This is a genomic window from Povalibacter uvarum (assembly GCF_014202975.1).
GTDB lineage: Bacteria > Pseudomonadota > Gammaproteobacteria > Steroidobacterales > Steroidobacteraceae > Steroidobacter > Steroidobacter uvarum.
In genome coordinates this window covers 483925-495562 of sequence record NZ_JACHHZ010000003.1, presented here as the reverse complement: position 1 = coordinate 495562, position 11638 = coordinate 483925, and the positions used below count along the sequence as shown (strand labels likewise).

At 62.5% G+C, this 11638-nt stretch carries 11 protein-coding genes; 4 read left to right on the top strand and 7 right to left on the bottom strand.

Annotation, left to right across the window (positions count from 1 at the left end; all coding sequences use genetic code 11):
* Positions 1-84 precede the first annotated feature (84 nt).
* Both HNQ60_RS13485 and HNQ60_RS13480 read right to left on the bottom strand, forming a co-directional pair.
* A complete protein-coding gene (locus HNQ60_RS13485; RefSeq protein WP_184332596.1) occupies positions 85-1188 on the bottom strand; it encodes a YeiH family protein in 1104 nt (367 codons plus the stop codon).
* Entirely contained in the window at positions 1188-1460 is a 273-nt protein-coding gene (locus HNQ60_RS13480; protein WP_184332595.1) for a DUF6356 family protein, read from the bottom strand. Before HNQ60_RS13480 ends, HNQ60_RS13485 begins: the two co-directional genes overlap by 1 nt.
* 184 nt (positions 1461-1644) lie before the next feature.
* Here HNQ60_RS13480 and HNQ60_RS13475 point away from each other — a divergent pair, with 184 nt between their 5' ends.
* On the top strand, positions 1645-2154 hold the full coding sequence (locus HNQ60_RS13475; RefSeq protein WP_184332593.1) for an Lrp/AsnC family transcriptional regulator: 510 nt from the start codon (positions 1645-1647) through the stop codon (positions 2152-2154).
* A 7-nt stretch (positions 2155-2161) separates the two neighbouring features.
* On the opposite strand, the gene HNQ60_RS13470 is transcribed toward HNQ60_RS13475, so the two are convergent.
* The 4 genes from HNQ60_RS13470 to HNQ60_RS13455 form a co-directional block, all read right to left on the bottom strand.
* The gene (locus HNQ60_RS13470; RefSeq protein ID WP_184332591.1) at positions 2162-2743 is read right to left on the bottom strand and encodes a pyridoxamine 5'-phosphate oxidase family protein; all 582 of its coding nucleotides are present in this window, start codon (positions 2741-2743) and stop codon (positions 2162-2164) included.
* 89 nt (positions 2744-2832) lie between these two features.
* Positions 2833-3780, bottom strand: a complete 948-nt coding sequence (locus tag HNQ60_RS13465) for a hypothetical protein (RefSeq protein ID WP_184332589.1) — start codon at positions 3778-3780, stop codon at positions 2833-2835.
* Positions 3781-4385: 605 nt separating this feature from the next.
* On the bottom strand, positions 4386-5891 hold the full coding sequence (locus HNQ60_RS13460) for an MBL fold metallo-hydrolase (RefSeq protein ID WP_184332587.1): 1506 nt from the start codon (positions 5889-5891) through the stop codon (positions 4386-4388).
* A 49-nt stretch (positions 5892-5940) separates the two neighbouring features.
* Positions 5941-6735: a hypothetical protein gene (locus tag HNQ60_RS13455; RefSeq protein ID WP_184332585.1), complete on the bottom strand. Its 795-nt coding sequence runs from the start codon at positions 6733-6735 to the stop codon at positions 5941-5943.
* Positions 6736-7223: 488 nt separating this feature from the next.
* On the opposite strand from HNQ60_RS13455, the gene HNQ60_RS13450 reads away from it, so the two are divergent.
* Both HNQ60_RS13450 and HNQ60_RS13445 read left to right on the top strand, forming a co-directional pair.
* Positions 7224-8858 carry a discoidin domain-containing protein gene (locus tag HNQ60_RS13450; protein WP_184332583.1) on the top strand — a complete coding sequence of 545 codons (1635 nt, stop codon included), beginning with the start codon at positions 7224-7226 and terminating at the stop codon, positions 8856-8858.
* 251 nt (positions 8859-9109) lie between these two features.
* On the top strand, positions 9110-10102 hold the full coding sequence (locus tag HNQ60_RS13445; RefSeq protein ID WP_184332582.1) for an aldo/keto reductase: 993 nt from the start codon (positions 9110-9112) through the stop codon (positions 10100-10102).
* Between the two features lie 10 nt (positions 10103-10112).
* Here HNQ60_RS13445 and HNQ60_RS13440 read toward each other — a convergent pair whose 3' ends face one another.
* A complete protein-coding gene (locus HNQ60_RS13440) occupies positions 10113-10553 on the bottom strand; it encodes a hypothetical protein (protein WP_184332580.1) in 441 nt (146 codons plus the stop codon).
* Positions 10554-10844: 291 nt separating this feature from the next.
* Here HNQ60_RS13440 and HNQ60_RS13435 point away from each other — a divergent pair, with 291 nt between their 5' ends.
* Positions 10845-11570, top strand: coding sequence for a FadR/GntR family transcriptional regulator (locus tag HNQ60_RS13435; protein WP_184333755.1), 726 nt, complete (start codon positions 10845-10847; stop codon positions 11568-11570).
* Positions 11571-11638 lie beyond the last annotated feature (68 nt).

Genomic DNA, 11638 nt, shown 5'->3' with positions numbered 1-11638 from the left:
GCGTGCATCGTCATTCCCGCGCACGCAGGAATCCATCCGGGTTCCAAGACATGGACTCCCGCCTGCGCGGGAGTGACTGACGCTCTACGACAGCGCGCCCACACCCGCTGTCAACCCCAGACTCACCACCGCGACCGACAGTGCAACGAGGAGCGCCGCCAGCGGCGCACGCCACCCAAGCTGCTGGACATGCTTGAGCGACACACTCAGTCCGACGGCCGCCATGCCACACACGAGAAACAGCTCTGACGCCGAAAGCCCGACGGATACCGCTCCCCGCCACGCATCCGCCAGCGATGAGTCGACGAACACTGCATCGCCGACCGTCCTCGCAACGGCGAGCAACATGAACCAGATGAGGAACGACGGCAGCGCGGTTCGCCAGTTCGCGAAGTGCTTCTTCGGCTTGTCGGCACGCTCGGTTCGTTCGCGGTAGAGCGTGCACAGAACCGGTACCAGCACCAGCAGCGACAAATTGCGCAGCAGCTTCGTGAAGCCCGCTGTCGCGACCGTCTCCGGCGCGCCGAATTGCTGCGAGTAAATGAGTGAGGCGCCGATCACCTGCGATGTATCGTGGATCGACGTGCCGAGAAAAATGCCTGCTGCCTGCCCTTCTGCGCTGAACAACGTGTGCGCAAGCCAGGGATAGACCAGCATTCCCAGCGATCCGAAGAGCACGACGCATGTCAGCGCAAGTCCGGTTTCCTCCGGCTTCGCACGCACAGCCGGTGAAACCGCAACGACCGCGGTGCAGCCGCAAACCGCTGTGCCGACGGCGATGAGCGAACGCAACGGTGAAGCAATGTTCAACCACCGCCCGAGGAGGTAGCTGGCACCCAACGCAGTAAGAATGCATCCCACGACAACGGGAATCGCCAGCAGACCGAGAGTCGTGAGTCCGTGCAGCGTCAATCGCAATCCGACCAGCGCAATGCCGACGCGCAGCAACGTCTGCGTGATCCATTGGACGCCTTCATTGACGCCGGCGCTCACGCCGACGCAATTGCGCCACGCCATGCCGAGGATGATCGCGCAGAACACCGGACTGAGAAACAGCGGCGAATCACCGGATCGCAAAGCCCCGAGATAGTGAGCCGCGAAACTCGCCGCCAGCGCGAGAGCAAGAGCAAGCAGGATGCCGTGCGCCCGGAGCCGCCAGCCAACGGGCAGGACTCCCGCGGGGAACATCACGGCGCGGGAGAAGCCGTGGGACGTTGATCAGGCAGACGCCGGAATCCGTCGTCGCGGGCGCGCCGGCGGGCCATCATTTCCTGATGCAGGCGGGAGATGCAGTCGCTCCCTGTATGCACGAACAGGAACGGCAGGAGGGCATGCACCAGACAAGCCAGCCCCGCACCGACCATTCGCAACGCAAACGTGCTTGCCTGCAGCAGATGGGTCAGATAGCTCTCCCCGACCGAGGCCGGATGCTCGCTGAACAATTGCCGAAGCTGCGTCATGTCGCGGTTCCTGGAGATGTGACGTATGCACGCATCCGGCTGGCAATGCCGCATGTGTACGCGTTTCAGCGTAGCCGAACCCCCGCGCGACAGGATTGCGAAGTCATGGACAGGACGGCGGCATGACGCAACAATGTTGCGTCAACCGGCCACGTCAGCGCATTGCCAGTACAGATCCCTTGCCATGGACAAGATCGATCACCGAATCCTCGAATTGCTGCAGCACGACGGCTCGCTGACCGCCGCCGACATCGCCGACCGCGTCGGCCTGTCCAAAGCCGCGTGCTGGCGCCGCATCCAGCGACTGCAACAGCACGGCGTCATCATGCGGACCGTCGCGCTGCTCGACGCAAAAGCAGTGAACGTCGGAACGACGGTCTTCGTGACCGTGAAGACCGCCAGTCACAGCGCCGCCTGGTTCGACAAGTTCATGAAGACGGTGCGACAGATTCCCGAGATCACCGAGATCTACCGCATGAGCGGTGACGTCGACTACCTGCTGCGTATCGTCGTCCCGGACATCAACACCTACGACGTGGTGTACAAAAGGCTGATTGCGGAATGCGAGTTCCTGGATGTGAGCGCGAGCTTCGCGCTCGAGACCATCAAGTACACGACGAGATTGCCGCTGGACTACGCGCGGTTCGGGGAGCCGCTGCAGAGCATCGACGGAGACGACGATACCGGGCGATAGCTGTCGCTCATCGCTCGTCCCGCGGCAGCACATCCTTCGCCCAATCGAATGATTTCCACGCCGGCGCCGGCGTCACTATGCCGCTTCGCGGTACGTACTTGGATCGCTCCACGAGCTGATACTTGTGGATATAGCGCGGGCAGTTGGGAAACACTTCACGCACCGCCACCCTGATCAGGAATTGTGCTTCTGGAAACATCGCCGGATCGTCGATGGCCTGCAGCGTCGCACTGCCATTCAGCCGCAGGCGCTTGCCCGCCTCGAAATCGATGAACAGCATGCCTACGTGTGCGTTGACGCTGACGTTGCCTGCCGAAAGGAACATCCCGTTGCCGTCATAGCTCGGGAAAACCAGCGTCGCTTCGTCGAGTACCCGCACAAAACCCGGATCGCCGCCCTTGTAAGAACAGTTCGGTCGCCCTTCGCTGTCGGCTGTTGCCAGGAAGAACATGTCGCGCTGCTCGATGAATTTGCGATCGTCATCCGTGATGCGTGTGTGCCAGGTGACTTGTTCGAGGCGGTCCGCGAGGCGGACGGAGTCGAACTGGTGCTGGAGGGTGCGATGACCGTCGTGGTAGAGCTGCGACATGAGCGGATTCCTTCGATGATCTGGCGGGATTCTGCGCCCGGCCGTCTTGATTCGCACGCGTTCGAGATTCCGATCTCGCGCCCTCACCCCTACTTGAGTTCCGCTCGCGGACACTCCGCGCCGCGAACGCTGCGGCGCGGCGCGGCGAACGTGCAGGCACCTTCGCCAATCTCGACGCGGCATGCCGTCGCCAGCGTCGCACCACCACACTTGATATCCAGCGTCCACTGACCGTCAGGCGTCGCGCTGTCGCGCCACTTCGCGCACTGTTCTGTTCGAAAGGCGCGATCCTGGACTAATTGGTCAGCGTACTCACTCAGAACCATGAACATGGATTCGCACTGCTCAGTGCTTCCACACTCTCGCTCCTCGACGACTCGGCCGGCGAGATTCTCGCGAACGTGCTCTCGCTCCGCACACAACTCGACGGTGTATTCCAGAGGGCGCTCGCCGTCGAGCGTGACCTCTTGCTCGAACGTCTCCAACTGACCGCCGGAAGCGATCACTCGATAGGTTCCCGGCGCAACGGTGACGATGTCACCGACTTTGCTCGCTAAAGGTAGCGATGACTCGAGCGGTCCACGCAACTCGATCCGCACTTGTGTGTCCGGACTCGTGAACTGCACCGACACCTGCGCCGGCGCCTCAGATGCCCCGACCGCACTCTCGGGAGTCACTTCAGGAACACGCTCCGGCGTCGCAGCTTGGTCAGCGCTTGCCGCAGGTTCAGCGGCAGGCGCTGACGGCGCTTTCGCGATGCCAACGTCCGCCCCTGGATCGCGCGCCGCAGGTACGGACTCCTGCTCGACATGTTCCTCCGGGAAAACTTCTGGTGCCGAGGACTCGAGCGGCGCGATCCCCGATGCGCCATCACTGGACGACCGACCCATCAACCACCAGGCAAGCAGGGCTGCGATAGCCAGGCCTGCACCCACCGCGAGCACCAGAGGCCAGAGAGGCTGGGCGTCCTCACGCACGGGCTTGCGCGATCGTCGCTCAGCGATAATCGGCGGGGAGTCGTCGCGGTTCTGGCTCATGTCTCATCTTCGCGCATCAGCGCGTTGAGCAGAAGTTCTATTCTTTGAGGCTCGTTGCCTCGAGGTCCATCCGCGCAGGCCATGTGAACTCCGTCTCGCAACCACCCGCTGCCTGGAGTTCAGCACGGTTTCAGTCGGTGGACTGGGAAGTGCTTCAAAGAACGGAGGGCGGCCGCTCAGCACTGTTTGCGGATGCGACAAGTCCTTTATACAGCGCTGCTTTCCTGCTTCCTATGCACGGGCACGGCGACCGGCGCCGAAACATCCGTTGAGAGGTCCGACGAGGAGATCCGGCGGATTCTCATCGAGAAGAGCATCGAGGCTTACGAAGGCAGCTGTGCCTGCCCTTACAACACCAACCGCGCCGGCAATCGATGCGGGAAAACGAGTGCGTATCTCAAGAATGGGGGTGGGCGGAGGCCGTTGTGCTATCCGAGTGATGTGAGCCCGGAGATGGTGGACAAGTATCGGAAGGAAATGACTGGCAAGAAGGAGTGACCAGCGACTTGCCGTCACTCCCGCGCAAGCGGCAGTGACGGCCTGCTTCCCGGATGGATTCCCGCTTGCGCGGGAATGACCGGGGTCCTTCGAACTCTCGTCACTCGTCACTCGCCTCCCGCCGCCACAGCCTTCTCAAACTCCTCCATCGTTGCCGTGCGTCCATGCACGCTCGCGATCTTCTCTACCTTCAGCCCTCTCTCCTTCACCGCCTTCGCAAACCCGAGCGTGCTCGCTTGCGGCGGACCGAGCGGTGCATCGTTGGGGGATACGAAGAACATATCTCCCTGGAAGACGATCCTCTGTTGCGGCAGGTAGGCGATCACGAGTTCCTTCGCATGGGGATTCGGACCGATGTCGATCAGCTCGACGGTCTGAGTGCCGTCGGTGATGACGCGCCTGCCCTTCTCGATCAGGAGGATTTCCGGTTTGCGGGGATTCTTGCTGAGCCGGTCGACTTGCGGGGCGGCGGCCATCTCTTCCACGACCTTCTTGTTGCCGGGCGTGGTGATCGTCGTTGCGCCTTCGGCGATGAAGCTGCGGAGGCCGCCGATGTGATCACCGTGGTGGTGCGTTGTGGCGACGTAACGGATCGGCTTGCCGGGAATCGTCTGCTTGATGCGAGCGATGACCTGGTCGGCGCCGTCGCTTGTGCCAGGCGCCTCGACTGCCAGTACGAAATCCTTGAATGCGACGGCGAGCGTGTTCTGGTTCTGACCCGCAACGTTCTGGATCACGTAGACGCCATCGGCGAGCTGCTCGATGTTCTCGTCGAGATTGTTCGGCAGCGCGTCGACGCGAGCGAACTCACCCGCCGGTGCGTCGAATGCGGCGGCCGTGATAGTCGGGTTGATCTCGGCGCGAAGCTTCGCGCGCGTGCTGACTTCGCCCGCAAGCCGATTGGTCCACGTCTGCGGCACGCGATACTTCCCGACCGCTGCGTAGTCACCGAAGATGATCTCCGACGACTCGTCGCCGGCGAACGTGTCGACGAAGAACAGTTCGTACTTCGTCACCAGGTTCGTCGCCTTGTCGACGTACACCGCGACCTGCTGCGTGTCCGGCATCACGAACGTGAACACTTCCTGAGCCTTCCCGTCGAACGTGTCCGGCCCAAGGTAACGCAGCGTGTTGGTGCGATCGATCGCCTGTCGCAGCAGCAGGTTCGGAATGCGACGGTAGTACTGCGTGAACTGCTGCTGGCTCGACTGAGCTGATGGAATCGGCGTCGCTGTGTGGGCGCGATGATCGTAGTTCGTGCCCTGCCCACCCTGGATCACGATCGTGTTGTGGTTCTCGAAGCCGGCGCCATCGGCCTGTTGCTCGAGCCGCAGCCGGTTGTTCTTGAAATCGACGAGCAGCGTTTCGCGCAGCGTGCCGCCTTCGAACGGCGGATAGGGTGTCGTCATCTGCATGCGCGGCCATGTTTCGCCGTCGAGTTGCAGGCGCACGGTGTCGATCGCACGCAACGCTTCCGCGCCCCCTATGGCATCGACGGCGCGATCGAGGACGGCACGGGCCTGGGCCTGTGAGCGTTCAGTGACGGTTTCAGAGTTGTCGGCGTACGCGACGGATGTCGCGATCAACAGGAGAGGAATGACTCGCTGCAGCATGACGATGCTCCTTGCTGGTCCGCTCAAACAGGATACGAGTGGAATTACGCTAGGGCCGCCGGCTGAGCCGCTCAATCGGAATGCGTCGGGGTGCTGCTGGAGCGCGGTGAAATGTTCGGGGATGGGACGAACGACGTGCAAAGGGATGGATTCCCGCGTGCGAGGGAATGACGAACGAGGAAAGGTTCGCACATTGCACTACATGTGATGGGTGTTCCCTGACACCACCATTCGCCAGCCGAGGAAAAATCCCTCCCCATTCCAGGCGGGGTTGGAAACGCTCGAATCTCCTCCGTTCGATACGTGCGCCTGCCGGTAGCCGAGTTCGACAGCATGAGACGCACCCAGCGGCACGGCGAATCCGCCACCCCAACGCACCAGCCCGTTCACCGCGGAGCCCCCCGGCGGGGAACGGCCGCTCTGCCCACAGAAACTGGATCGACGCGTCGATGAAAGCGTGACCGATCGGTAGCGCAGGCAGGTTGTAGCGGACCAGTCCGCCGCCCAGCAGCCCGACCGCGTCGCTGTCCTGCACTGATTCGATCGAGAACGGCTCATGCCGTGTGCCGTTGGCGACAAGCACGCCGCCACCGAGCTGGAGTTCGAAGCCGCTCTCAGCGCGCCAGCCATGCATCATCGTCAAGGCGACGACATCGATCGCGCGAAACTGCTCATCGAAATCATCGCGCGGACCGAAATAGTCCATGCTGATCGTCCGAGCCGCTTCGTCGACGGCACCGAACCAGCCGTACTCCTTCGGCGCCGCGGGCATAGGTTCATCGGCCGCTGCGCTGCCAACCGACGTGCACAGCAACGCTGCCACCGGCAGCAGAATTTCTTTCATGGAACACTCCGTAACGTTTGTGCCGCGTGAACTCGCGGGCAGCGGGAATGTATCGAGGCAACGATGTCGTCCATCCCTGCGTGCGCCGGACCGAGAATCGACTGCGACAGACTCATCGGAGCTTCGAATGTGGCGGAGAGATTGCGGCGAGTCCTTGTCTTCTCAGCACCGGTCTGATGTCTCTCTTTGGTTACGCTCCACCGCGGTGCACTGTACTGGATCGTCTTGCGGGGAGTTCCTCGTCCGCGCGCGTTCGCGTGGATACCCTCACGATGAAGCCACCCGATATCGGAACCGGCTCTCACCTGCGTCACATTCAGGCAATCGACCCACGCCCGAGACAGCGTAGCGCGCCCTCTTCCGGTTGCTGTTCTCCCCACAGGATTTGGGAGGTCGCGCTAATAACAACAGTGCCCACGAGCCTCTAATTTCCCTGCCGCAGGATGCTTGCCGCCGAAGGATCGGCTCACTATTACAGGGAGACGACATTGAATCGACTCGTCCGCTTTTTCGGTCTCGTGGCTTTCGTGAGCGTGGGTGCCGCTCACGCGCAGACGCAGTTTCAAGGCACGGGCTTCTACATCGGCAATCCAGTCGCGAGCTCAGCGGTTCCGCGACACAACTCGTTCGTTTCGAAAGTGAGTCAGCTGCCGAATACCACCACCTCGTTCATCGACTATCGCTATCCCATCTGGAGCGCGACAGCGAGCGAACCGCAATGGGGCAGCAGCGCACGCTGGCACGCGAACAATCTCGCTCTGCTCACTTCGGCGCAGCACTTGAACCGGCGCGACTCAGCCGGGCGTCCCGGCATTACGCCGATAGTCAGCGTCGGACTCACAGACGAGCCCACTGCGTTTCGACTCAACCTCCCTGCAGACGATCCGAACTATGGCAAGTACAGCGAAACCGCCGCAGTGCAGATGATGAAGAACATCGCCGCCGGCAAGTACGACTCTGGAACGTATCGCGTCTGGCCAGCCATCTTTGATGCGTACAAGGCAGCGGGCTTCGCGAAGATCTACCTGCGCATCGGCTGGGAACAGAACGGCGACTGGTACGGATGGCAGGCGCGCAGCACGGCGAGCCGCGACGCGTACATCTCCGCGTGGCGCCACGTTGCAACCCTTGCTCACAACTACGCGGCAGCGAACGGCATGGCGATCGAGACCGTGTGGAGCCCGAGCGCTTCGTACGGCAATTTCGGGATCGCAGAAGAAGCCACCTATCCAGGCGATTCCTATGTGGATGTGATAGCACCGACAGCCTACGCAAACATCTGGAACGCGACGCGCAACGCCGACCGCTCTGCGTGGCATGACTGGACGACGCGCCAGAACGTGACGCTCGAACAGTGGTATGCGAACGCCGCCAATCGCAAGCACAGCTGGGACTACCCGGCGTCCGACTACTGGAACGCCACGCGGGGCTGGGGCATTCCGGCAGCGATTGCTTTCGCGGTTTCTCGCAACAAGCCGTTCGGTCTCTCTGAGACTGGCACCGGCAATGCAGGCATGACTACCCAGGGAGGGGGGCCCGTCGACGAAGGCGACTACGCGCTCTACCTGGCGGAGCGGCTCTCGCCCGCGATCTCCAAGGGGCTGCAGGTCGAGTTCATAGATATCTGGGCAGTCGCAACCGGCAGTGACGGGCGCGACTTCCTGAGCGGTTCGCGACCTGCCGAAGCGAAGAGCTGGAAGGAACTCGGCGCGATCATGGCCGCGGCAACGGCGAAGAAGAACGTGGCCCGCACGAAGCGCGTCGTCGCGAGCTCGTCGTACAGCTCGGCGCTTGGCGTCGCCAACGCAGTCGATGCAAACACCTCGACGCGTTGGGCCGCAAAGGATGGCAGCCCGACTCAGTGGCTCTACGTCGATCTCGGCCAGCGCTTCACGATCTCGCGCGTGAAACTCAACTGGGGTGAAGGCTACGGTGCCGCGTACAAGATCCAGTTGTCGAATGACGCGAAGACCTGGACCGATATCTACAGCACGACCACCGGCAACGGCGCGGTCGACGACATCGTCGGCCTCCAGGGCCTCGCCCGCTACGTCCGCGTTCAGTGCTCGGCTCGCGCCGGCGGATGGAATCTGTCGATGCGGGAGGTCGAGGTTTATCCCTGAGATAGTCTGTCACTCCCGCGCATGCGAATCGCTGGCTCGCGGCTGCCGTGACTTCCCTCGCTGACCTCACCGCCGGAAGTCTGCTCGGACGCTCTCGCGGACACTCAATGTCCCGCTGGTAGTCGCGGCGACGCCTGACGGCCAGGAATTCACCGTCAGATCGCGCGAACGTCGGAATCGATCGCATTGCGTCTTGTCATGGCGCGGCAGTTCGAGTGAACTGCTGCACTCGCCCTTGAGGAGATCACGCCATGCAGAAGCGCAAACTGGGTAGCACGCTCGAAGTTTCGGCCCTCGGCCTGGGCTGCATGGGAATGAGCTTCGCCTACGGGCCCGCGGGCGATCGTGACGACATGATCGCGCTGCTGCGTGCCGCCGTCGAAAGAGGTGTGACCTTCTTCGATACCGCTGAAGTCTACGGACCGTTCACGAACGAAGAACTCCTCGGCGAAGCGCTCGGGCCGTATCGTCACAAAGTCGTGATCGCCACCAAGTTCGGCTTCAAGCTGGACCCGAACGGCGGCGCGTCCTGGGTGGGACTCGACAGCCGGCCCGAACACATTCGCGAAGTGGCGGAAGCCTCCTTGCGGCGCCTCGGCATCGATGCGATCGATCTCTTCTACCAGCATCGCGTCGATCCGAACGTGCCGATCGAGGACGTCGCCGGCGCCGTCGGCGATCTCATCAGGGCAGGCAAAGTGAAGCACTTCGGCCTGTCCGAAGCCGGTGCGCAGACGATTCGCCGCGCGCATGCCGTGACGCCCGTGGCCGCGTTGCAGAGCGAGTACTCGTTGTGGACGCGCGAACCCGAACAGGAAATTCTCCCGACGCTGGAGGAGCTCGGCATCGGCTTCGTGCCCTACAGCCCGCTCGGCCGGGGCTTCCTCACCGGCAAGATGGACGAGAACACCAAGTTCGACAGCTCGGATTTCCGGCAGGGATTGCCGCGCTTCACCCCCGAGGCGCGGAAAGCGAATCAGGCGCTCGTCGATCTGCTGACGACGATTGCCGGCCACAAGAAGGCAACGCCGGCGCAGATCGCACTCGCGTGGCTGCTGGCGCAAAAAACCTGGATCGTCCCGATTCCCGGCACGACGAAGCTGTCACGCCTTGAAGAGAATCTCGGCGCGCTCGAAGTGAAGCTCACTGCGGGCGATCTGGCGGAGATCGACAAGGCGGCAGCGGCAATCCAGGTCCAGGGCGCACGCTATCCGGAGAAACTCCAGCGCATCACAGGTCGCTGAATCGCGATCCTTACGCTGGATCGACGGGAGCTGCGGGCGGCGCTTCCGCGCTCTTCTTTTCCACAGGGAAGACCTGCCAACCGCCCTTGTTCGTGTAGTGAGGATGGACGCGCGCGAGGATCGTGCCGGCTACGGTCGTTTTACCGATCGCGGCCAGCTCGGGCATGGTCGTGTAGGTCACCAGGTCACCCACCTGCAGCGGCGGCACATTGTCCGCAAGCATCGCGCTGAAACAAACGTTCGCCAGGTCGGTGCGGGCGAGCAGCTCATTGAGCGTGCCGTTCGGAATGCTCTTGTCCTCGCGATTCGCGATCTTCACACAGCACATCCGCTCCTGCGCCGCGAGCACCACGGCCAATACAGGACGCCCGTCCTTGAGCGAGCAGTCGAGATGTTCGCAGGCGTATTCGAAGGCCTCGACATGGGTTTGGAAAGTCAGCGCGGCAGTCATCGGCGATCGGTTCCTCGAGCCAAAGGTTGGCGAGGCGCCCATCGTAGCCGATGCGGTGCTGGCAGGCATGTCCGCATGCAAACGTTTACCGTCCCTGGCCAACCGGTTTCCTGCGGAAAAACAGGGGCAAAACCACGCTCCGGCGCGTTGAATTGGCCACCGGCCATGCTATTGTCCTTTTATATGATCAATAACCCCACACGTCGAAAACAGACGAAGAATCGGGGCTCAGCAAGGACCGCGGATCAGATTTCGGTGGTGGCTCCGCTCGGCTTGTCGTCGGGCGGCGGTATGCGCGAACTGCTCGGGCGCAACCTGACCTACGGAATGCTCGACGCGCTCGGCCGGGCGATCGTCATCGGCACCTACGACTCGCAGACCTTCCCCACGGAAGCCGAGCTCGCGAAGCAGCATCAGGTGAGTCGCTCGGTGACTCGCGAAGCCGTGAAGATGCTCACTGCGAAGGGGCTGCTGAGCGCCCGCCCCCGCCAGGGAACCGTGGTGCAACCGAACTCTTCCTGGAACCTGTTCGATACGGATGTCCTGCGCTGGATGCTGGAACGAAAGTTCTCGGTTCATCTGCTGCAGCAATTCAGCCAGCTGCGCGTTGCGATCGAGCCGGAGGCCGCGGGACTTGCCGCCATGTTCGCGACCGAGGCTCAGCTTCAGGAAATCAACGCCGGACTGGCGCGGATGGAGGCAGCGGAATCCGGGTTCGACAATACTCTCGATGCCGACATCGCTTTCCATGTCGCGATCCTGCGCGGCTCGAACAATCCGTTCTTCGTGCAATTGCGCGACGTCGTCACCACTGCGCTCAGGACATCGATTCAGTTCACCAATCGCATCAAGGGCCGATCAGCCAGCGTCGCGGATCACGCAGCCGTGCGTGATGCAATCGTGCGCCGGCAGCCGGATGCTGCCCGCGTCGCCATGAAGAAGATCATCGCCGACGTCCTGGATCTCATCGACACTGTCGACGCACCCGCCCCCGTCCAGAAAAAGAAAGCGCGCTGAACGCGCGCTCTCGAGTCACCTCTCCTTTCGAGACCCCGCATCCCCCGCCTTGCGACGGGGGATGCGCA